This is a genomic window from Streptomyces sp. NPDC027672 (genome assembly GCF_055566335.1).
Map to the genome: position 1 here is coordinate 109,204 of NZ_JBVHSO010000008.1, position 22,155 is coordinate 131,358.

The window sequence follows — 22,155 nt, forward strand, 5'->3', positions numbered from 1 at the left end:
ACGTTACCGTATCGCGATCAGCCGACCGCTTCGACGCCCTCACCGGGCGCCTTGCCTGACACCCGTTCGGATTCCAGCGCCTGCTGCAGGATGACGACGGCCGCCGCCTGGTCGATGACCGCGCGGCCCTTCTTGGCCTTCACCCCCGAGGCGCGCAGTCCCTGACCGGCCGTGACGGTCGTCATCCGCTCGTCCAGCAGGCGCACCGGCACCGGCCGGATGCCCCCGGCCAGCTCCCGGGCGAAGGCGCGGACCTTGACGGCGGCCGGGCCCTCGCCCCCCTTGAGGGAGCGAGGGAGACCGACGACGACCTCGATCGGCTCATACTCCTCCACCAGTTGACGCAACCGGCGGTGGGCGGCGGGCACGTCCCGGCCGGGGACGGTCTCCACCGGGGTGGCGAGGATCCCGTCGGGGTCGCACGAGGCGACCCCGATCCGGGCGTCCCCGACGTCGATCGCGAGCCGGCGTCCTCTGCGCATCCGTCCGGCCGTCCCTACTTGGCGGTCTCGGCGACGAGCCGCTCGACGGCCTCGACGGCCTCGCCGACGGCGGCCGGGTTCTGGCCGCCGCCCTGGGCGACGTCCGGCTTGCCGCCACCGCCGCCGCCGAGGGTCTTGGCGGCGGCACGGACCAGGTCACCGGCCTTCAGACCGCGCTCACGCGCGGCGTCGTTGGTGGCGATGACCGTCAGCGGCTTGCCGTTGTTCACCGTGAACAGGGCGACCACGGCGGCGCGCCCGCCCTGGATGCGGCCGCGCACGTCGAGGACCAGCCTGCGCAGGTCGTCCGGGGTGGTGCCGTCCGGGACCCGGCCGGTGACCACGGCCACGCCCCGCACGTCCTTGGCGGACTCGGCGAGACCGGCGGCGGCCTGGAGCACCTTCTCGGCGCGGAACCGCTCGATCTCCTTCTCGGCGTCCTTCAGCTTGCCGAGCATGGCGGAGACCTTCTCGGGCAGCTCCTCCGGGCGGCCCTTGAGCAGCTCGGTCAGCTGGTTGACGACCGTGTGCTCACGGGCGAGGAAGTGGTAGGCGTCCACGCCGACCAGGGCCTCGATACGACGGACACCCGAGCCGATGGAGGACTCGCCGAGCAGCTTCACCAGACCGAGCTGGGCGGTGTTGTGCACGTGCGTGCCGCCGCACAGCTCCTTGGAGAAGTCGCCGATGGTGACCACGCGCACCCGCTCGCCGTACTTCTCGCCGAACTCGGCGATGGCGCCCTGCTTCTTGGCGTCGTCGATGCCCATGACCTCGGCGCGCACGTCGAGGTCTCGGGCCAGCACCTCGTTGATCTTCTGCTCGACGTCGGTCATCACGGCCGTCGGGACGGCGGCCGGGGAGCCGAAGTCGAAGCGGAAGCGGCCGGGCTGGTTCTCGGAACCGGCCTGGGCGGCCGTCGGGCCGAGGGCGTCGCGCAGCGCCTGGTGGGTGAGGTGGGTGGCCGAGTGGGCGCGGGCGATGGCGTGCCGGCGGCGGGAGTCGATCGCGGCGTGGGCCTTGGCACCGACGGTCACCTCGCCGACCTGGACGACGCCCTTGTGGACGTACACGCCCGGGACCGGCTTCTGGCAGTCGCGGACCTCGATGACGGCACCGGAGTCGACCCTGATCCGGCCGGTGTCGCCGATCTGGCCGCCGCCCTCGGCGTAGAACGGGGTGCGGTCCAGGACGACCTCGACCTCGTCGCCCTCGGTGGCGGCCGGCGAGGAGACGCCGTCGACCAGGATGCCGACGATCGTGGACTCGCCCTCGGTGTCGGTGTAGCCGATGAAGTCGGTGGCGCCGGCGTTGTCGGCGATCTCCCGGTAGGCGCCCATGTCGGCGTGGCCGGTCTTCTTGGCCTGGGCGTCGGCCTTGGCGCGCTCCCGCTGCTCCTTCATCAGGCGGCGGAAGCCCTCCTCGTCCACGGACAGGCCCTGCTCGGCGGCCATCTCCAGGGTGAGGTCGATCGGGAAGCCCCAGGTGTCGTGGAGCAGGAACGCCTTGTCGCCGGCGAGCACCGAGCCGCCGGCGGCCTTGGTCTCGGTGACGGCGGTGTCGAGGATGTTGGTGCCGGCCTTCAGCGTCTTGAGGAAGGCGTTCTCCTCGGCGACGGCGACCTTCTCGATGCGCTCGCGGTCGGTGATCAGCTCCGGGTACTGCCGGCCCATCACGCCGATCACGGTGCCGACGAGGTCCTTGGTGACCGGGCCGGTGGCGCCGAGCAGGCGCATGTTGCGGATGGCGCGGCGCATGATGCGGCGCAGGACGTAGCCACGGCCCTCGTTGCCCGGGGTGACGCCGTCGCCGATGAGCATCGTGGCGGTGCGCATGTGGTCGGTGACCACGCGGAGGGACACGTCCGAGCCGTGGGCGTCGCCGTAGCGGACGCCGGTCAGCTCGGTGGCCTTCTCGATGACGGCCATGGAGGTGTCGATCTCGTACATGTTCTGCACGCCCTGCAGAATCATGGCGAGCCGCTCCAGGCCGAGGCCCGTATCGATGTTCTGGCTCGGCAGGTCCCCGAGGATCTCGAAGTTGTCCTTGCCGATGCCCTCGCCGCGCTCGTACTGCATGAAGACGAGGTTCCAGATCTCCACGTACCGCTCGTCGTTGACGGCGGGGCCGCCCTCGGCGCCGAACTCGGGGCCGCGGTCGTAGTTGATCTCGGAGCAGGGGCCGCAGGGTCCGGGGACGCCCATGGACCAGAAGTTGTCCTTCATGCCGAGGCGCTGGATGCGCTCCTTCGGCACCCCGACGACCTCGTGCCAGATGCGCTCGGCCTCGTCGTCGTCCTGGTAGACGGTGATCCAGAGCCGCTCCGGCTCCAGGCCGTAACCGCCCTTGTCCTGGGGCGTGGTGAGCAGCTCCCAGGCGTACTTGATGGCGCCTTCCTTGAAGTAGTCGCCGAAGGAGAAGTTGCCGCACATCTGGAAGAAGGTGCCGTGCCGCGTGGTCTTGCCGACCTCTTCGATGTCGGGCGTGCGCACGCACTTCTGCACGCTGGTGGCGCGCGGGAACGGCGGCTTGACCTCACCCAGGAAGTAGGGCTTGAAGGGCACCATGCCGGCGGGGACGAGCAGCAGAGTCGGGTCGTCCGCGATGAGCGACGCCGAAGGGACGACGGTGTGCCCGCGCTCCTCGAAGAAGCTCAGCCAGCGGCGGCGAATCTCGGCCGACTCCATCAGTGGTCCTCATTCCGGTTGTACGAGTACGTCGTGTTCTCGATGTACTGCGGGTTGCTGCGGTTGTTCTCGATGGCGGTGTACCGCCGGGGGGCCGGGAGGTCGGTGTCCGGGTCGGCGTCGATGCCCAGCGCCTCGCCCAGCTCGGCCTCCCGCTGGGCCATGTTCTCGCGGACGTCGAGCGCGAAGCCGACCGCGCGGTCCTTCAGGCGCTGACCGGTCTGAAGGGCCTTGTTCGCCGCGGTGGCGGCCAGGCTCTCCGGGGTCAGCTGCCTGAGCTTGCGGTTGACCTTGGTGGTGGCCCACACACCAGCGGCGACACCGGTGGAGAACCAGAACGTACGGCGGAACATCGCTCGGTCTCAGTCCTTACTTCCGCTTGCGCCGTGCGGCGGGGACGGTCCGGCCCACGATCACGGTACGCCGGGGCGGTTTCACGGGCGCGCCCTCCCCCTTGCGGCCGCCGAGCGCCCGGCGGACGCCGTAGCCGAAGGCCGCGACCTTGACCAGCGGGCCGCCGAAGGCGGAGGCGACGGTGGTCGACAGCGCGGAGGCGTTCGACGTGACCTCCTGGACGTCGGAGGCGATCGCGTCGACCCGGTCGATCTGGGTCTGCGCCGAGCGCACCGTCCGGGAGGCGTCGGCGAGCAGCGGGACCGCCTGGTCGGTCACCTCCGCGACCAGCTTGGTGGTCGCCTTGAGCGTCTGGGCCAGCCTCGCCAGAGCCACCGCGAGGAAGGAGACCAGGATCGCCCAGAAGACGGCCACCAGGATCCCGGCCACCTCGCCACCGGACACTGTGCGCACCCGCTCCCTGAAACGTGCCTGAGCATCGGAAAAGTCGTGCCCCGAGCCTATCGCGCCGGGGCCGCGGCTCCGTACCCGATTACCCGGTGGCCGGGACGGGGTCACGGGAAGCGATTGTACGGATTGCACACAGTTCAGTACCCTCCGTGTCCCATGCGAGGTCCTCACAGTCCCGGCCCCTGGACGGACGGCGATCCGCCCCTCGAACTCACCGCCTTCGTCGGGCGCTCGGCCGAGCTGGCCGAGCTGGCGGAGGCGCTCGGCCAGGCCCGGCTGGTGACCGTCACCGGCACGGGCGGCGTCGGCAAGTCGCGGCTGGCGGTGCGGGCGGCGGCCCGGTGGGCGGCCGGTGAGCCGGCGGGCGGCGCGGGCTGGGCCCGGGTGGAGCTGGCCCCGGTGCGCGATCCGCAGTTCGTGGAGTACGCGGTCGTGGAGGCGCTCGGACTGACCGACCACACCACCCGCTCGCCCCGGCAGACGCTGCTGGAGCATCTGGCGGACCGCCGGGCCCTGCTGGTGCTGGACGGGTTCGAGCACCTGGTGGCGGCCTGTGCCGAGCTGGTGGCGGAGCTGCTGCGCGAGCTGCCGGGGCTGCGGGTGCTCGCCGCGGGCCGGCGTCCGCTGTCCCTCGCCGGCGAGCGGCTGTACCCGCTGGCGCCGCTCGGCGCGGACGACGCGGTGCGGCTGCTGGCGGACCGGGCCCGGGCGCAGGGCGTGACGGTGTCCGACGGCGACGAGGTGCGGGAGCTGTGCGGCCGGCTGGAGGGGATCCCGCTGGCGCTGGAACTGGCGGCCGGCCGGCTGCGGGCGCTGTCCCCGGGTCAGGTGCTGCACCGCCTCGACGACCGGTTCCGGCTGCTGACCGGCGGCGGCCGGGACGCCCTGCCCCGGCACCAGGCGCTGCGCACGGCGATCGGCTGGAGCCACGAGCTGTGCACGCCGGCCGAGCGGCTGCTGTGGGCGCGGCTGTCGGTGTTCGCGGGCACCTTCGACCTGGAGGCGGCCGAGTACGTGTGCAGCGGGGACGGGCTGCCCGCCGGGGACGTGCTGGACGTGCTGTCGGAGCTGCTCGCGCAGTCGGTCCTCGCCCGCGAGGAGAGCCCGGCCGGTCCCCGCTACCGGATGCTGGACACCGTCCGGGCCTACGGCGCCGAGTGGCTGGCGGCGACCGGGGACGCGGACCGGCTGCGCAGACGGCACCGCGACTGGTACCTGGGCCTGGCGACCTGGTGCGAGCTGGAGTGGTTCTCGCCCCGGCAGCGGGAGGTGGCCGCGCGGGTGGACGCCGAGCTGCCGAATCTGCGGGCCGCACTGGAGTTCTGCCTGACCGGGCCGGGCGAGGCGCACCTCGGCCAGCATCTGGCGGGTTCGCTGTGGTTCTGCTGGGTGGGCTGCGGCCGGCTGTCGGAGGGACGGCGCTGGCTGGAGCGCGGCCTGGAGCGGGAGTCGGGCTACGAGCGGTCCCGGCTGAAGGCGCTGTGGGTGCTCGGCTACGTCACGATCCTCCAGGGCGACACCGTGCCGGCGCTGCGGACGCTGCGGACGTGCCGGGAGCGGGCGGAGCGGGCGGCCGACGCGACGGCGGTGGCCTACGCCGAGCACCGCACCGGCTGTCTGGCGCTGGTCGGCGATGACCTGGCCAGCGCGGAGACGCTGCTGCGCGCCGCGCTGGAGCGCTACCGGGAGCTCGGCGAGCTGAACGGCAACGTCCTGATGGCCCAGGTGGAGCTGGCCATGGCCCGGGCGTTCCGGGGCGACCTGCCGGAGGCGGTGCGCCTGTGCGAGGACGTGCGCCGGGTGTGCGAGGACCACGGGGAGCGGTGGGCGCGGTCGTACGCGCTGTACGTGCTGGCGTACGCGGCCTGGGCCGGCGGGGATCCGGCCGGTGCGCGGGAGCTGCTGACGGAGAGCCTGGCCCACGCGCACGCCTTCCGTGACCTGCTGGGCTCGGTGCTCTCCCTGGAGCTGCTGGCGCTGGTGACGGTGGCGCAGGGCGATCCGGTGGAGGCCGCGGTGCTCCAGGGCGCCGCCGGGCGGCTGTGGCCCTCGGTCGGGCTGAGGCTGTTCGGCTCGGCTTACTACAGCGCGCCGCACGAGCGGTGCGAAGCCGCCGCGCGGGAGGCGCTCGGTGACGTCCGGTACGCGGAGTGCGTGCGGGAGGGTGCCGGGCTGGACCGGGAGGCGGCGGTGGCCCGGGCGCTGCGCCGGGAGACGGGCGCGCTGGGCGCGCTGCCGGCGCCGCGCGGCCCGGTCGCGCGGACCCGTCCCGGACAGCGCGAACCCGCCGCCTCGCCCACCCGGAAGGGCGGGGAGACGGCGGGCTGAGGTGCTGCGCCGGGGCTGGGATCAGCGGGCGTAGTACTCGACGACGAGCTGCTCGTCGCAGATCACCGGGATCTCCTTGCGGTTCGGCTCGCGGTCCAGGCGGAAGGCCAGGGCGCGGAGGTTCACCTGGAGGTAGCGCGGGGTCTCGCCGTCGGGGGCGAAGCCACCCTCACGGGCGATCTGGAACAGCGTCTTGTCCTTGGAGCGGTCGCGGACCTGCACGACGTCGTCCGGACGGACACGGAAGGACGGCTTGTCGACCTTCTGGCCGTTGACCTGGATGTGGCCGTGGACGACCATCTGGCGGGCCTGGTAGATCGTGCGGGCGATGCCCGAACGCAGGACCAGCGCGTCGAGACGGCGCTCGAGCTCGATGATCAGGGCCTCACCGGTCTTGCCCTGGACCTTGGAGGCACGCTCGTAGGCGCGGACGAGCTGGCGCTCGGACACGTCGTACTGCGCGCGCAGACGCTGCTTCTCCAGCAGACGGACCTTGTAGTCCGAGTTCTGCTTGCGGCCGCGGCCGTGCTCACCCGGCGGGTAGGGGCGGGCCTCGAAGTACTTGACGGCCTTCGGGGTCAGCGCGATGCCGAGGGCACGCGACTTCTTGACCTTGGGGCGGGACTGGTTCGCCACTGTCTCTGTCTCTTTTCGTGAATTCCGGCTCGTCAGGGTTTACGGAGGTCGCATCCGCAGCCGGGAAAACCCGCCGGGTCCTCGAAAGGGACCTGCCGGGCAGCCGCTTCCCTGGTCTGGGCACATACGTGCAGCACGCGAGTGGCCCACCGACCGATCCCGGGATGCGGGTGGTGGTGGGCTGCCCGCGACACCGTTCGACGGTGCGCGACGCTCCTGGAGCCCTGTCCCGGGGGACCGGGCCTCCGGCCGGACGTCCCGCTCTGACAGCACGGGACTCGGCACTTCGCAGCAGTCTACAGGGCGGTCAGGACCGCTTGCGACCGAGGTGTCCGCGGGTCCATTCCACGGCGTCCGCGTATCTGGCCTCCGCGCCGTGCCGGCCCGGTGTGTAGTACTCCCGGTCCTTCAGGGCGTCCGGGGCGTACTGCTGCCGGGCGATGCCCTCGGGCAGGTCGTGCGGGTACACGTAGCCCTGGGCGTGGCCCAGTGCGGCGGCGCCCTGGTAGTGCCCGTCGCGCAGGTGCGCCGGCACCGGTCCGGCCAGGCCCTTGCGGACGTCCGCCAGGGCGGCGCCGATCGCGGTGGTCGCCGAGTTGGACTTGGGGGCGAGGGCCAGGGCGATGGTGGCGTGGCTGAGGGTGAGGGCGGCCTCCGGGAAGCCGATCATGGCGACGGCCTGGGCGGCGGCGACGGCGATCGGCAGCGCGTTCGGGTCGGCCAGGCCGATGTCCTCGCTGGCGGAGATCATCAGGCGGCGGGCGATGAACCGGGGGTCCTCGCCGGCCTCGATCATGCGGGCCAGGTAGTGCAGGGCCGCGTCGACGTCGGAGCCGCGGATGGACTTGATGAGGGCGCTGGCGACGTCGTAGTGCTGGTCGCCGTCGCGGTCGTACGTCACCGCGGCGCGGTCGACGGTCTGCTCCAGGGTCCCCAGGGTGATCTCGCTCTCGCCCTGGTCCAGGGCGGCGCCGGCGGCGGCCTCCAGGGCGGTCAGGGCGCGGCGGGCGTCGCCGCCGGCGATCCGCAGCAGGTGTTCCTCGGTGTCCTCGGGGAGCGTGACGGCGTTCGCCAGGCCGCGTTCGTCGGCGAGCGCCCGCCGGAGCAGGCCCCGGATGTCGTCGTCGGTGAGGGGTTCGAGGGTGAGCAGCAGGGAGCGGGAGAGCAGGGGCGAGATGACCGAGAAGTACGGGTTCTCCGTGGTGGCCGCGATCAGGGTCACCCAGCGGTTCTCCACGGCCGGCAGCAGGGAGTCCTGCTGGGCCTTGCTGAAGCGGTGGATCTCGTCCAGGAAGAGGACGGTCTCCTTGCCGTACCCCCCGGTGGCGCGGCGGGCGCCGTCGATGACCGCGCGGACCTCCTTGACGCCCGCGGTGATCGCGGACAGCTCCACGAACCGCTTGTTGGTCGCCTTCGACACGACGTACGCCAGGGTGGTCTTGCCGGTGCCGGGCGGGCCCCAGAGGATCACCGAGGACGGTCCGGCGGGGCCGCCGGAGCCCTCGCCGACCAGGCGGCGCAGGGGCGAGCCGGGCTTGAGCAGGTGCTGCTGCCCCATGACCTCGTCGAGCGTGCGCGGGCGCATGCGCACGGCCAGGGGGCTGCCCGCCGGGTCCTTCTCCTGGCGTTCTTCTGCTGCGGCGGTGAAGAGGTCGGGTTCCACGCTGAAACCCTAAATCACCGCACCGACAATCCCCTCGGGGCCGTCAGCTGGTCCAGAACTCCCACCAGCGGGTCAGCACCAGCATGCCGATGATGCCGATGTGCACGACCGGCAGGACCCAGGTGAACTCGCCGAAGAAGGACTTCAGCGGGCGCGGGGCCGGCAGGAAGCCGTTGCGGACGTTGAACGAGGTGACGTACCAGAACATGGTGATCGTGGCGACCCAGGCCAGCGAGCACCACAGGCACAGGGCGTTGATCCGGTACAGGGACTGGAACTGCAGCCAGGTGCAGAAGCCGACGCCGAACAGCGTGCCGAAGTTGAACGTCAGCCAGTACCAGCGCGGGAACCGGGCGCGGGCCAGCAGGCTCATGCCGACGCAGACGACGATGCCGTAGCAGACCAGGCCGAGCATGGGGTTGGGGAAGCCGAAGGCGGCGGCCTGCTTGCTCTCCATGACGCTGCCGCAGGAGACCACCGGGTTGAGGCTGCATCCGGGGGTGAAGGTCGTGCCCGCGACCTTCGCCTCCAGGAGCTTGAACTTGTCGATCGTGATGACCCACGCGGCCAGCAGTCCGGCCGCGCCGGTGAGCACGAGCAGGATGGCGAAGGCACGGCTGCCGCCGGCCGCGCGCGGGGCGTCGGCGGCGCGCTCCGGACCGGGCTTCGCGGAGACGTCGTTCACTGTCGTCTTGCTCATCACGCCGATTCCGTCACTTGAGAGTTGGACCATCTTCGGGCACCGGCCATTGTGCCGCACGCGCCGGTGCCGGGGCCGTTCACTCCGCATAAGGATGTGCGTACGACGGTTACCGCCTGCCAGGTGTCGCCCTTACGGCAAGGGCGCCGGACGCCCTCCGGGAGGGGGTCCGGCGCCCCTGCGCGCGGGTGCGGCTAGCCGAGCCGTGACTCCAGTTCCGCCACGATCTCGTTGACGCCGATCGCCGTCTGCTCGCCGGACTCCATGTCCTTGAGCTGGACGACGCCCTCGGCGAGGTCGCGCTCGCCGGCGACGACGGTGTAGCGGGCGCCCGAGCGGTTGGCGTTCTTCATGGCGCCCTTCAGGCCCTTGCCGCCGTAGGAGAAGTCCGCCGCGATGCCGACCTTGCGCAACTCGGTGACCTTGGCGAACAGCACCCGGCGGGCCTCCTCGCCGAGCGGCACGGCGTAGACGGAGGTGGTGGAGGGCAGGTCGAGCCGGACGCCCTCCGCCTCCAGCGCGAGGACCGTGCGGTCGACGCCGAGGGCCCAGCCGACGGACGGCAGCGCGGGGCCGCCGATCATCTCGGACAGGCCGTCGTACCGGCCGCCGCCGCCCACCGCGGACTGCGAGCCGAGGCCGTCGTGCACGAACTCGAAGGTGGTGCGGGTGTAGTAGTCCAGGCCGCGCACCAGCTTCGGGTCGTCCTCGAAGGAGACGCCGGCGGCGGTGATCAGCTCGCGGACCTCCTCGTGGTACGCCTTGCACGCGTCGCACAGGTAGTCGCGCAGCAGCGGGGCGCCGGCAAGCTGCGCCTGCACCGACTCGCGCTTGTCGTCCAGGACGCGCAGCGGGTTGATGTCGACGCGGCGGCGCGTGTCCTCGTCCAGGTCCAGGCCGTGCAGGAAGTCCTGGAGCGCGGTCCGGTAGACCGGGCGGCACTCCTTGTCGCCGAGGCTGTTGAGCAGGATGCGGAAGTTCCTGAGGCCCAGCGAGCGGTACGCCTGGTCGGCCAGGATGATCAGCTCGGCGTCCAGCGCGGGGTCCTCGGCGCCGATCGCCTCGGCGCCGACCTGGGAGAAGTGCCGGTAGCGGCCCTTCTGGGGGCGTTCGTAGCGGTAGTAGGAGCCGGAGTACCAGAGCTTGACCGGGAGGTTGCCCGTCTTGTGCAGGTTGGCCTCCAGGGCCGCCCGCAGCACGGACGCGGTGCCCTCGGGGCGCAGGGCGAGCCGGTCGCCGCCCTTGGTCTCGAAGGCGTACATCTCCTTGGTCACGATGTCGGTGGACTCCCCGACACCGCGGGCGAACAGCTCGACGTTCTCGAAGCCGGGCGTCTCGACGTAGCCGTAGCCGGAGTTGCGCAGCGGGGCGGCGATCGCCTCGCGGACCGCCAGGTACGCCGCGGAGTCCGGCGGGATCAGGTCGTAGGTGCCCTTGGGGGCCTTGAAGGTGCTCACGGAGTCTTTCGTCACATTCCTCGTCGGGGAGCCTCCTGGGCTCCCGGGCCGGCGGCCACCTGCCGCAGATAGGGATTGGTGGCGCGCTCCTGGCCGATGGTCGTCTGGGGGCCGTGGCCGGACAGCACCACGGTGGAGTCGTCGAGCGGCAGGCACACCCGGGCCAGCGACCGCATCATGTCCGCCATGGACCCGCCCGGCATGTCGGTGCGTCCGATGGAGCCGGCGAACAGCAGGTCCCCGGAGAAGAACACCGACGGCACGTCGGCGCTCTCGGGCATCCGGAAGGCCACCGACCCCTTGGTATGGCCCGGCGCGTGCGCGACGGAGAACGTGAGTCCGGCCAGCTCCAGCGCGGCCCCGTCCGACAGCTCGCGGACGTCGTCCGGCTCCCCCACGGTCAGCTCGCCCAGCAGCGGCATGCCGATGGAGCGGCCGAGCGCCTTCTCGGGGTCGCTCATCATGTACCGGTCCTCGGGGTGGATCCAGGCCGGTACGTCGTGTGCGCCGCAGACGGGGACGACGGAGGCCACGTGGTCGATGTGGCCGTGGGTGAGGACGACGGCGACGGGCTTGAGCCGGTGTTTCCGGAGTGTCTCCGCGACGCCTTCGGCGGCCTGGTGGCCGGGGTCGATGATCACGCACTCCTCGCCGGCGGCGGGGGCGACGAGATAACAGTTCGTCCCCCAGGCCCCGGCGGGGAACCCGGCAATGAGCACGATCGTCCTTCGTTGTGTCGGTTACGGGCGGCTACAGGCGGCTTCGGCCGCCCTCAGAGCCTACCGGCGCTGCCGTTTCCTCAGCCAACCCATATACGGTACGGGGCTACACGCAGCGGTCGGAGCACGAGGACGCACGCGTACCGCCCGACACACGACACGCATGAGGAGACAACCCGGTGGTCAGCCAGGAGCAGCGGCGGCGTCAGCTCGCCCGGGAGAAGTTCTTGCGGCAGCAGCAGCGGCGCACCGAGGCGCGCCGCAAGGGCCGCCTGCGCAACTCCGTGATCGCGTCGGTACTGGGCGTGGTCGTGATCGGCAGTGTCGCCCTGTACACGACCGGGGTGCTCAAGGACGACGACGGCAAGAAGACGGACGCCAGCGCCCAGGTCACCCCGAGCGCCCCGCCCACCAGCAAGGCCCCCGACCCGTGCGCGAAGCCCGCGGCCGGCTCGGTGAAGAAGCTGAGCTGGAAGAAGGAGCCGGCGATGACGGTCGACACGTCGGCCGGCTACACCCTCAAGCTGGCGACGACCTGCGGTGACATCGGCATCGCGCTGAAGACCTCGGCGGCGCCGCACACGGTGAACTCGTTCGACTTCCTGGCGGGCCAGGGGTACTTCGACCACACCAAGTGCCACCGGCTGACCACCCAGGGCATCTACGTCCTGCAGTGCGGCGACCCGCAGGGCACCGGCTCGGGCGGCCCCGGCTACACGCTCCCGGACGAGAACCTCAAGGACAAGAGCCTGAAGAACAACACCTACCCGGCGGGCACGGTGGCGATGGCCAACACCGGGCAGAAGCACACCGGCGGCAGCCAGTTCTTCCTGGTCTACAAGGACAGTCCGCTGCCGCCCAGCTACACGCCGTTCGGCACGATCGACGCGGCGGGCATGAAGGTGCTGAACAAGATCGCGGCGGCCGGCGAGAACACCGGCGGCGGTGACGGCGCACCGAACGCGACGGTCGTGATCGACAAGGCCACGGTCGCCAAGTCCTGACTCCGCGCGACCGCCCGCCGGTGCCGGACCCCGGAGCTGAGCAGGGCGGTCGGCGCAATTCTGTGGCGCTGGATGCGGACAGGCAACCCGCTGGTCGCCTATGTTGGCCGTGACGAAACTGTGGACGATGCCCGGGGGTGCTGAGGCCCCCCGCAGGCATCATGTGGAGGAGGCGCTGTGAGCAGCGACCCGTGGGGCCGCGTCGACGAGACGGGCACCGTGTACGTGCGGACGGCCGACGGCGAGCAGGTCGTCGGTTCCTGGCAGGCAGGATCGCCCGACGAGGCGCTCGCCTACTTCGAACGCAAGTACGAGGGCCTGGTTGTGGAGATCGGCCTCCTCGAGAAGCGCGTGCGGACCACCGACCTGTCGGCGAAGGACGCCCAGGCCGCCATCGGTCACCTGCGCGAGCAGGTGGACGCGCACCACGCGGTCGGCGACCTGGAGGCGCTGCGCGTCCGGCTGGACAAGCTGGTTGCCACCGTCGAGGCCCGCCGCGAGGAGCGCAAGGCCCAGCGGGCCAAGCAGTCCGACGAGGCCCGCAAGGCCAAGGAGGACCTGGTCACCGAGGCCGAGGAGCTGGCCCGGTCCGACCAGTGGCGGGCCGCCGGCGAGCGGCTGCGGGCGCTGGTGGACACCTGGAAGGGGCTGCCGCGCCTGGACCGCAAGACCGACGACGAGCTGTGGCACCGCTTCTCGCACGCCCGGTCGGCGTTCTCCAAGCGCCGCAAGGCGCACTTCGCGCAACTGGACGCGCAGCGCGAGGAGGCACGCCGGGTCAAGGAACGGCTGGTCGCCGAGGCGGAGGCGCTGTCGGGCTCGACGGACTGGGGGCCGACGGCCGCCCGTTACCGCGACCTGATGGCGGAGTGGAAGGCCGCGGGCCGGGCGCAGCGCGAGCACGAGGACGACCTGTGGAACCGCTTCCGCGGCGCCCAGGACGTGTTCTTCGCCGCCCGCAGCTCGGTCTTCGCCGAACGGGACGCCGAGCAGTCGGAGAACCTGAAGCTGAAGGAGGAGCTGGCCGAGGAGGCCGAGAAGCTCCTGCCGATCGGCGACCTGAAGGCCGTGCGCGCCGCCTTCCGCTCGATCAACGAGCGCTGGGAGGCCATCGGCCACGTCCCGCGGGACGCCCGGCCGAAGGTCGAGGGCCGGATGCACGCCGTCGAGCGCGCGATCCAGGAGGCCGAGGAGGCCGAGTGGCGCCGGACGAACCCGGAGGCACGCGCGCGTGCCGAGGGTCTGACCGGCCAGCTCCAGGCCGCCGTGGACAAGCTGACGGCGCAGATCGAGCAGGCGCGCGCCCAGGGCAACAACGCCAGGGCCGACAAGCTGGAGAAGGAGCTGCAGGGCCGCCAGGCACTCCTGGAGCAGGCCCTGAAGGGCTTGCAGGAGTTCGGCGGCTGATTTCCCCAGCCGAAGCCACGAAGGGCCCCGTACGCGCGTACGGGGCCCTTCGCCGTTCCGGGTGCCGCGTCGTGGCGGCCGGGTCCTAGGACCGGCTGCGGCCCGAGGTCACGCGGTACACGTCGTACACGCCCTCCACGCCCCGGACGGCCTTCAGGACGTGGCCCAGGTGCTTGGGGTCGCCCATCTCGAAGGTGAACCGGGAGGTGGCAACCCGGTCCCGGGAGGTCTGGACGGCCGCCGACAGGATGTTGACGTGCTGGTCGGACAGGACCCGGGTGACGTCCGAGAGCAGCCGGGAGCGGTCCAGGGCCTCCACCTGGATGGCGACCAGGAAGACCGAGGACTGGGTGGGCGCCCACTCGACGTCGAGGATGCGCTCCGGCTCGCGCGAGAGCGAGTCGACGTTGACGCAGTCGCTGCGGTGCACCGACACACCGCTGCCGCGGGTGACGAAGCCGATGATCGGGTCGCCCGGCACCGGCGTACAGCAGCGGGCCAGCTTCACCCACACGTCCTCGACGCCCTTGACCACGACGCCCGGGTCGGCGCTGGAGCGCCGCTTGCGGCTGCGGCCGCGGGACGGCGGTACCGACTCGTCGATCTCCTCGGTGGCCGCCTCCTCGCCGCCCAGGGCCTGCACCAGCTTCTGCACGATGTTCTGCGCGGAGACATGGCCCTCGCCGATCGCCGCGTACAGCGCGGAGATGTCCGAGTAGCGCATCTCGTGGGCGAGCGTGACGAGCGAGTCGCCGGTCAGGATGCGCTGGATCGGCAGGTTCTGCTTGCGCATGGCCCGCACGATGGCGTCCTTGCCCTGCTCTATCGCCTCGTCGCGGCGCTCCTTGGAGAACCAGGCGCGGATCTTGTTGCGCGCCCGCGGCGACTTGACGAAGCCGAGCCAGTCCCGGGACGGGCCGGCGCCGGTGGCCTTGGAGGTGAAGACCTCCACCAGGTCGCCGTTGTCCAGGGTGGACTCCAGCGGTACCAGGCGGCCGTTGACCCGAGCTCCTATGGTGCGGTAGCCGACCTCGGTGTGGACCGCGAACGCGAAGTCCACCGGGGTGGACCCGGCCGGCAGCGCTATGACGTCGCCCTTGGGGGTGAAGACGAAGACCTCGTTGCGGGACAGGTCGAAGCGCAGGGACTCCAGGAACTCGCTGGGGTCCTCGGTCTCCTTCTGCCAGTCCAGCAGCTGCCGCAGCCACGCCATGTCGTTGATGGCGTCCTTGTCCTTCCCGGACGCCTTCGGCACGTCGGTGCGGACCTTGGAGGCGCCGGCGACGGCCTCCTGCTTGTACTTCCAGTGCGCGGCGATGCCGTACTCGGCGCGGCGGTGCATGTCGAACGTGCGGATCTGCAGTTCGACCGGCTTGCCGTTGGGCCCGATGACCGTCGTGTGCAGCGATTGGTACATGTTGAACTTGGGCATCGCGATGTAGTCCTTGAACCGGCCGGGGACCGGGTTCCACCGCGCGTGCACCGTGCCGAGCGCGGCGTAGCAGTCGCGGACCGTGTCGACGAGGACGCGGATGCCCACCAGGTCGTAGATCTCGGCGAAGTCGCGGCCGCGCACGATCATCTTCTGGTAGACGCTGTAGTAGTGCTTCGGGCGGCCGGTGACGGTCGCCTTGATGCGGGCGGCGCGCAGGTCGGACTGGACCTCGTCGGTCACTATGGCCAGGTACTCGTCGCGCTTGGGCGCCCGCTCGGCCACCAGCCGTACGATCTCGTCGTACATCTTGGGGTAGAGGATCGCGAACGCGAGGTCCTCCAGCTCCCACTTGATGGTGTTCATGCCGAGGCGGTGGGCGAGCGGAGCGTAGATCTCCAGCGTCTCGCGCGCCTTCTTCTCCTGCTTCTCCCGCTTCAGGTAGCGCATGGTGCGCATGTTGTGCAGCCGGTCGGCCAGCTTGATGACCAGGACCCGCGGGTCCTTCGCCATCGCCACGACCATCTTGCGCACCGTCTCGGCCTGCGCGGCCTCGCCGAACTTGACCTTGTCCAGCTTGGTCACGCCGTCGACGAGCAGGGCGACGGTGTCGCCGAAGTCGCGGCGGAGCTGGTCGAGGCCGTACTCGGTGTCCTCGACCGTGTCGTGCAGCAGCCCGGCCATCAGGGTGGCCGGATCCATGCCCAGCTCGGCCAGGATGGTGGTGACGGCGAGCGGATGCGTGATGTACGGGTCGCCGCTCTTGCGCTTCTGGCCGCGGTGCCAGCGTTCGGCGACCTGGTAGGCGCGCTCGATCTGGCGCAGCGTGGAGTTCTCGATCTTGGGGTCGTTGCTGCGCACTATCCGCAGCAGCGGCTCCAGGACCGGGTTGTAGGGGTTCGCGCGCTGGACGCCGAGGCGGGCGAGGCGGGCCCGGACCCGGTTGGAGGAGCCGCTGCGGGCGGGCTGCGCGGCCGGCTGGCGCACCACCGGGGGCTGCGCCGGACGCTCGGCCGGGGCCTGCTTGGGCCGCACGGACTCGGCGCTCTTCTCGACGGGCGCCGCGTGGGCGTGCTCCACCGGCCCGCGGGTGTCGTTCTTCACCTGGGACGCGTGCGGCGCGGGCTTCGCCGCGGCGGCCGAGGCGGACTCGGGCTTGGCGGCGGTCAGTGGCTGGGCCTCGTCTGGCAAGAGGGCTCCTCGTGCGCGATCCGGGTCCCCGGTCAGGCTCCGGAAACCCCATGGTAGCGATCCTGCGCCCGGTCATCGCCTTCAGGCGGCTGTGAGGACCGTGTACCCCCGCAACGCGCGGGACTCCCCGGGGATTCCGGGAAATATCCACCGGCGGGCCCGCGGGGGTACGGCGCGTCCCGGTACGGCGACGGCCGCCCCGGTGCTCGCGGGGCGGCCGTCGTGCCGTGGGTGCCGGCCGGACCGGGCCGTGCGGACCGGTCAGACCTGGAGCAGCGCCTCGAGCGGGGCGTCGCCCAGGGCCGTTTCCAGCCGGGAGCGTCCGGCCAGGAAGCCCAGTTCCATCAGCACCGCCAGACCGGCCACGTCGGCACCGGCCCGCTGGATGAGATGGATGGCGGCCTCGGCCGTACCGCCCGTGGCCAGGACGTCGTCCACGATCAGGACGCGGTCGCCGGCGGCCAGGTCCTCGGCGTGCACCTCGATCTCCGCCGAGCCGTACTCCAGGTCGTAGGCCTGGCGCAGGGTGGCTCCGGGCAGCTTGCCCGCCTTGCGGACCGGGATGAAGCCCAGGCCCGCGCGGACGGCGACCGGCGCGCCGAGGATGAAGCCCCGGGCCTCCAGGCCGACGATCTTGGTCGCGCCGGTGCCGGCGGCGATCTCGGCCAGCGTGTCGGTGAGCGCGGTGAAGGCCGCCGGGTCGGCCAGGAGCGGGGTGATGTCCTTGAACATCACGCCCGGCTCCGGATAGTCGGCCACGTCCCGGATGCGGCTGAGCAGCAGGTCCCGGATGTCGGTCATCGGCGCTTCCCCGAGGCACGGCCGCGGCCCCGGCCGCGGGAGACGGGCTGGCTGCGCGGGCCGACGACGGCGGGAGCGCCGTCGTCGTCACCGGCGGTGGTACGGGGCTCGGTCACGTCCTCGTCCGCGGCGGCCTGGGCGCGCTTGGCCAGGATGCGCTTGGTGAGGGCCTTCATCGCCGGCTCGCGCTCCTTGAGGTCGGCGACGAGCGGGGTGGCGATGAAGATCGACGAGTAGGCACCGGCCGCGAGACCGACGAACAGCGACAGCGAGATGTCGTTGAGCGTGCCCGCGCCGAGGAAGCCGCCGCCGATGAAGAGCAGACCGGCGACCGGCAGCAGGGCGACGACCGTGGTGTTGATGGAGCGGACCAGGGTGCCGTTGATCGACCGGTTGGCGATCTCGCTGTAGGTGAAGCGGGTCTGCTTGGTGATGTCCTTCGTCTGCTCCTTGAGGCTGTCGAAGACGACGACCGTGTCGTAGAGCGAGTAACCGAGGATGGTCAGCAGACCGATGACCGTGCCGGGCGTGACCTCGAAGCCGACCAGGGCGTAGATGCCGGTCGTGATGGTGATGTCGTGGATCAGCGCGACCAGCGCCGCGATGGCCATCCGCCACTCGAAGGCGATCGCCAGGTAGATCACCACCAGGACCATGAAGATAGCCAGGCCCTCCCAGGCCTTGTTGGCGATCTGCTCGCCCCAGCTCGGGCCGACCAGGTCGGCGGCCAGCTTCTCGGAGTCGAGGTTCAGGTCCTTGGCCAGCTCCTGCTTGATCCGGTCGGACTGGGCGGTGTCGATGCCGGCGATCTGGATGCGCAGGCTGCCGTTGCCCAGCTTCTGCACGATCGCCTCGTGGCCGGAGGCGTCCGTGGCGAACTTCTCCGCCTGCGCCACCGACGCGCTCATCTTCGTGGGCGTCGTGAAGACCGCGCCGCCCTGGAACTCGATGCCCATGTTCAGGCCGCGCACCGCCAGGCCGACGATGGCCGTGATGGTGATCAGGATCGAGATGCCGTACCAGATCTTGCGCTTGCCGATGAAGTCGTAGGAGATCTCGCCGCGGTGCAGTCGAGCGCCGAGGTTGCCGAGTTTCGACATCGCTCACGCCTCCTTCGGGTCGACGGGGCCGGCGGCGGGACCGGCGGGACGGCGGGTGCGGCGCAGCGGCGGCTTGGCGCCCAGGCCCTTCGGGTCGAGCCCGGACCACTTGTGGCCGTCGGCGAAGAACCTGCGGCGGGCCAGCAGCGTCATCAGCGGCTTGGTGAACAGGAAGACCACGACCACGTCGAGCAGGGTGGTCAGGCCCAGCGTGAAGGCGAAGCCCTGCACCTTGCCGACGGTGACGATGAACAGCACGGCGGCGGCGAGGAAGGACACGAAGTCGGAGACCAGGATGGTGCGCCGGGCGCGCGGCCAGGCCCGCTCCACCGCCGGGCGCAGCGTGCGGCCCTCGCGGATCTCGTCCCGGATGCGTTCGAAGTACACGATGAACGAGTCCGCGGTGATACCGATGGCGACGATGGCGCCGCAGACCGCCGGCAGGTTCAGCGCGAAGCCGATGGCCGGGCCGAGCAGCGCCATGATCACGTAGGTGAGGATGGCGGAGACCAGCAGGGAGGCCATGGCGACCAGCGACAGACCGCGGTAGTAGACCACCAGGTAGATCACGACCAGCGCCAGGCCGATCGCGCCCGCGAGCAGACCGGCGTGCAGCTGCTCGCCGCCGAGCGCGGCGGTGACGGTGGTGACGGACTGCTCCTGGAAGGAGAGCGGCAGCGCGCCGTACGACAGCATGTTGGCGAGGTTCTGCGCCTCGTCCTGCTGGAAGCTGCCGGAGATCTCCGCCTGGCCGCCGGTGATGGCCTGGCGCACGGTCGGGCTGGAGACGACCTCGCCGTCCAGGACGATGCCGAACTCGTTCTGCGGCTGGGTCTTCGTGGCCAGCTCACCGGTGATGTCGGCGAACTTCTTGGCACCGCCGGAGGTGAAGGTCATCTGGACCTGCCAGCCGGCGGCGCCCTGGGTGTCGAAGACGGCCTGCGCCTTCTTCACCTCGGTGCCGTCCACGGCGGCCGGGCCGAGCAGGTACTTGAACCAGGCGTCGTCGATCTGGCCGCAGGCCACGGTCGGCTGGCCGGGCTTGACGTTCTTGCCGGCGTTGGCCCGGTCGGTGGGCTTGGCGCAGTTCAGGGCCGCGTACTGGGCCTGCAGCCTGGCGTTCGCGTCCGAGCCGCCGGCCGGGGCCGAGGGGCTCGCCGACGGCTTGCCGCTGCCCGAAGCGGAGGCACCCGGCGAGGGGGTCGAGTCGGCCTTCAGGGCGTCGGTGACGGCACGGCCCTGGGAGGTCGCCGAGGCGGAGGGGGAAGCGGAGCCGCCGGTCGAGGTCGCCGTCTCCTTGTCGGAGGCGGAGGCCGAGGCGGACGCGGACGCGCTGGCGCCCGGCTTCGGCGAGGAGCTGCCGCCGGAGGAGGCGCTCGGCGACGGGCTCTTCGCGGCGGGGCCGCTGGGCTCGCTCACCAGAACGGGCCGGAAGTACAGCTTGGCGGTGGTGCCGACCTGCTCCTGGGCCTCCTTGGAGTTGGTGCCCTTGGGGATGTTGACGATGATGTTGTCGTTCCCCTGGGTCTGCACCTCCGCCTCGGAGACGCCCAGGCCGTTGACCCGGCGGTTCATGATGTCGACCGCGGTGTCCATGTTGGCCTTGTTGATCGCGGACCCCTGGTCGGCCTTCGCCTTGAGCGTGATGCTCGTACCACCGGCGAGGTCGATACCGAGACGCGGAGTGGTGTGCCCGGAGGCGAACATCCCTCCGGTGAGCGCCACGATGGCGATCAGGATGAGGGCCAGCGAGCGCCCTGGCTTGCTCTGGGCGCTCGCGCTACGGCCCCTCTTAGGTGCTGCCACCTTCTCGTACTCCCTCTCGGGCCGCCCCGCGCCCGGTCGGCGCGGTCGGCCATGACATGGTGTCGGGCTCCCCTGCGGGAACAGACGCGCCCGGGACTCGCGGGGGCGTCGTCATGCCGCCGCCGCGCCTCCCGGGGCGTGACTACTTCGCGTCGGAGTCGCCGTCGGTCTTCTTGGCGTCTTCCTCCGTCTTGGCCTCGGCGGCGGCCGCCTTGTCCTCGGCGGCCTGGACGGCGTCCGCGCCGCGCTCGGCGGCGGCGTCCTTCTTGCCGAGGTCGATCCGGTCGCCGGAGCCGGCGGCAGCGGCCGATCCGTCGGTCTCGTCCGCCTCGGTGAGGGAGGAGGCGTCGTCCGGGACGAGGCCGGCGTCGGACTTCAGGTCGTGCTCGATGCCGTGGACGATGCGGTTGTACTCGTCGTCGGTGAGGACGGCGCCGATGGCGTTCTTGGCGAAGAGGAGGTCGACGCCCGGTCCGGCGTCGAGGAGGACGGTGTCCTCGTTGACCTCCTTGACCGTCGCGTACATCCCCCCGATCGTGCGGACGCCCGAGCCGGGCTGCATCTCGTTCCGCATCTGGCTGGCCTGCTGCTGCTTCTTCTTGGCCGAACGCGTCATCAGGAACATGGCCGCGATGAGCACGATGAACGGGAGAAGGGTATAGGCATTCACGGGACGGGCATTTCCTTCGCGCGACCGCGCGGTGAGCGGCCTGTTGGATGGGGGTGTGGTCGGCGCCGCCCGCAAGGGCGGCATCGGCGGAGTCTAAGCGAGTCCGCTCTCATGGAACAACGCTCAGCATGGCACCTGGGTTCCTGCCGGGCCATCGCCCTCGCCGCGGGACGGCCCTCACGCCCCGAACAGGTCCTGTTGTCCGGTTCCGGCGGCCGGCGCGTGCGGCGGGGTCAGGCCGAGGTGGGCCCAGGCCGCGGGGGTGGCGACCCGGCCCCGCGGTGTGCGGGCGAGCAGTCCCTCGCGGACCAGGAACGGTTCGGCGACCTCCTCCACGGTCTCCCGCTCCTCCCCCACCGCGACGGCCAGCGTGGACAGTCCGACCGGTCCGCCGCCGAACAGCTTCAGCAGGGCCGTCAGGACCGCGCGGTCGAGCCGGTCGAGACCGCGCGCGTCGACCTCGTAGACGGCGAGGGCCGCCCCGGCGATCTCGCGGGTGATCACGCCGTCGGCCTTGACCTGCGCGTAGTCCCGGACGCGGCGCAGCAGGCGGTTGGCGATCCGGGGCGTGCCCCGGGACCGGCCGGCGATCTCGGCGGCACCGGCCGGCTCGATCTCGACGTCCAGCAGACGCGCCGAGCGGTGGACGACGCGCTCCAGCTCGCGCGGCTCGTAGAACTCCATGTGCGCGGTGAAGCCGAAGCGGTCGCGCAGCGGCGGCGGCAGCAGGCCCGCGCGCGTGGTGGCGCCGACCAGCGTGAACGGCGGCAGCTCCAGCGGGATGGCGGTGGCGCCGGGGCCCTTGCCGACGATGACGTCGACCCGGAAGTCCTCCATCGCCATGTACAGCATCTCCTCGGCGGGCCGGGACATCCGGTGGATCTCGTCGAGGAAGAGGACTTCGCCCTCCTGGAGGGAGGAGAGGATCGCGGCGAGGTCGCCGGCGTGCTGGATGGCCGGTCCGGAGGTGATGCGGATGGGGGCGCCCATCTCGGCCGCGATGATCATCGACAGGGTGGTCTTGCCGAGGCCGGGCGCGCCGGAGAGCAGCACGTGGTCGGCGGTGGCGCCGCGCGCGCGTGCGGCGCGCAGCACCAGGTCGAGCTGTTCGCGGACCTTCTCCTGTCCGATGAACTCGCCGAGGTCCTTGGGGCGCAGGGCGGCCTCGACGGCCTGGTCCTCCCGGTCGGCGACGGAGTCCACGAGCCGCTCGCCGGCCGGGTCGGGGGCCGGCGTTTCGGTCGGGTCGTCCCAGTTCATGTGATTGC

At 71.5% G+C, this 22,155-nt stretch carries 18 protein-coding genes; 3 read left to right on the forward strand and 15 right to left on the reverse strand.

What is annotated here, in order from left to right:
- Positions 1-17: 17 nt before the first annotated feature.
- The 4 genes from ruvX to ACZ4SV_RS20425 are packed head-to-tail and all read right to left on the reverse strand — an operon-like array spanning position 18 to position 3,967.
- A complete protein-coding gene (ruvX, locus tag ACZ4SV_RS20410) occupies positions 18-482 on the reverse strand; it encodes a Holliday junction resolvase RuvX (RefSeq protein WP_397936888.1) in 465 nt (154 codons plus the stop codon).
- A gap of 14 nt (positions 483-496) precedes the next feature.
- The gene (gene alaS, locus ACZ4SV_RS20415) at positions 497-3,169 is read right to left on the reverse strand and encodes an alanine--tRNA ligase (protein WP_365941553.1); all 2,673 of its coding nucleotides are present in this window, start codon (positions 3,167-3,169) and stop codon (positions 497-499) included.
- Positions 3,169-3,522: a hypothetical protein gene (locus ACZ4SV_RS20420; protein ID WP_468005914.1), complete on the reverse strand. Its 354-nt coding sequence runs from the start codon at positions 3,520-3,522 to the stop codon at positions 3,169-3,171. The genes alaS and ACZ4SV_RS20420 overlap by 1 nt, the downstream gene beginning before the upstream one ends.
- A gap of 16 nt (positions 3,523-3,538) precedes the next feature.
- Positions 3,539-3,967 (reverse strand): DUF948 domain-containing protein, encoded by a 429-nt coding sequence (locus ACZ4SV_RS20425; RefSeq protein WP_468006053.1) that lies wholly within the window; start codon positions 3,965-3,967, stop codon positions 3,539-3,541.
- Between the two features lie 162 nt (positions 3,968-4,129).
- Between ACZ4SV_RS20425 and ACZ4SV_RS20430 the strand changes: the two genes are divergently transcribed.
- Positions 4,130-6,301: an ATP-binding protein gene (locus ACZ4SV_RS20430; RefSeq protein ID WP_468005915.1), complete on the forward strand. Its 2,172-nt coding sequence runs from the start codon at positions 4,130-4,132 to the stop codon at positions 6,299-6,301.
- A 21-nt stretch (positions 6,302-6,322) separates the two neighbouring features.
- Here ACZ4SV_RS20430 and rpsD read toward each other — a convergent pair whose 3' ends face one another.
- The 5 genes from rpsD to ACZ4SV_RS20455 form a co-directional block, all read right to left on the reverse strand.
- Positions 6,323-6,937 carry a 30S ribosomal protein S4 gene (gene rpsD, locus ACZ4SV_RS20435; protein ID WP_301975067.1) on the reverse strand — a complete coding sequence of 205 codons (615 nt, stop codon included), beginning with the start codon at positions 6,935-6,937 and terminating at the stop codon, positions 6,323-6,325.
- 307 nt (positions 6,938-7,244) lie between these two features.
- Positions 7,245-8,600, reverse strand: a complete 1,356-nt coding sequence (locus ACZ4SV_RS20440; protein ID WP_468005916.1) for a replication-associated recombination protein A — start codon at positions 8,598-8,600, stop codon at positions 7,245-7,247.
- Positions 8,601-8,643: 43 nt separating this feature from the next.
- Positions 8,644-9,300 carry a vitamin K epoxide reductase family protein gene (locus ACZ4SV_RS20445; RefSeq protein ID WP_365874959.1) on the reverse strand — a complete coding sequence of 219 codons (657 nt, stop codon included), beginning with the start codon at positions 9,298-9,300 and terminating at the stop codon, positions 8,644-8,646.
- A 194-nt stretch (positions 9,301-9,494) separates the two neighbouring features.
- Positions 9,495-10,757 carry a histidine--tRNA ligase gene (gene hisS / locus ACZ4SV_RS20450; RefSeq protein WP_365874957.1) on the reverse strand — a complete coding sequence of 421 codons (1,263 nt, stop codon included), beginning with the start codon at positions 10,755-10,757 and terminating at the stop codon, positions 9,495-9,497.
- A gap of 11 nt (positions 10,758-10,768) precedes the next feature.
- Positions 10,769-11,476, reverse strand: coding sequence for an MBL fold metallo-hydrolase (locus ACZ4SV_RS20455; protein ID WP_365874955.1), 708 nt, complete (start codon positions 11,474-11,476; stop codon positions 10,769-10,771).
- 179 nt (positions 11,477-11,655) lie between these two features.
- Here ACZ4SV_RS20455 and ACZ4SV_RS20460 point away from each other — a divergent pair, with 179 nt between their 5' ends.
- Together ACZ4SV_RS20460 and ACZ4SV_RS20465 are read left to right on the forward strand one after the other, a co-directional pair.
- Positions 11,656-12,480: a peptidylprolyl isomerase gene (locus ACZ4SV_RS20460; RefSeq protein WP_468005917.1), complete on the forward strand. Its 825-nt coding sequence runs from the start codon at positions 11,656-11,658 to the stop codon at positions 12,478-12,480.
- Positions 12,481-12,657: 177 nt separating this feature from the next.
- On the forward strand, positions 12,658-13,887 hold the full coding sequence (locus tag ACZ4SV_RS20465) for a DUF349 domain-containing protein (RefSeq protein ID WP_468005918.1): 1,230 nt from the start codon (positions 12,658-12,660) through the stop codon (positions 13,885-13,887).
- A gap of 85 nt (positions 13,888-13,972) precedes the next feature.
- Here ACZ4SV_RS20465 and relA read toward each other — a convergent pair whose 3' ends face one another.
- From relA to ruvB, 6 genes are all read right to left on the reverse strand, one after another.
- Positions 13,973-16,510, reverse strand: a complete 2,538-nt coding sequence (gene relA, locus ACZ4SV_RS20470) for a GTP pyrophosphokinase (RefSeq protein WP_365874949.1) — start codon at positions 16,508-16,510, stop codon at positions 13,973-13,975.
- A gap of 261 nt (positions 16,511-16,771) precedes the next feature.
- A complete protein-coding gene (locus tag ACZ4SV_RS20475; RefSeq protein ID WP_468005919.1) occupies positions 16,772-17,311 on the reverse strand; it encodes an adenine phosphoribosyltransferase in 540 nt (179 codons plus the stop codon).
- Entirely contained in the window at positions 17,308-18,411 is a 1,104-nt protein-coding gene (gene secF, locus ACZ4SV_RS20480; protein ID WP_365874945.1) for a protein translocase subunit SecF, read from the reverse strand. The genes ACZ4SV_RS20475 and secF overlap by 4 nt, the downstream gene beginning before the upstream one ends.
- A 3-nt stretch (positions 18,412-18,414) precedes the next feature.
- Positions 18,415-20,217: a protein translocase subunit SecD gene (gene secD, locus ACZ4SV_RS20485; protein ID WP_468005920.1), complete on the reverse strand. Its 1,803-nt coding sequence runs from the start codon at positions 20,215-20,217 to the stop codon at positions 18,415-18,417.
- Between the two features lie 142 nt (positions 20,218-20,359).
- A complete protein-coding gene (gene yajC / locus ACZ4SV_RS20490) occupies positions 20,360-20,887 on the reverse strand; it encodes a preprotein translocase subunit YajC (protein ID WP_468005921.1) in 528 nt (175 codons plus the stop codon).
- A 177-nt stretch (positions 20,888-21,064) separates the two neighbouring features.
- Complete coding sequence (ruvB, locus tag ACZ4SV_RS20495) at positions 21,065-22,147, reverse strand: Holliday junction branch migration DNA helicase RuvB (RefSeq protein ID WP_365874939.1); 1,083 nt, start codon at positions 22,145-22,147, stop codon at positions 21,065-21,067.
- Between the last annotated feature and the right edge of the window lie 8 nt (positions 22,148-22,155).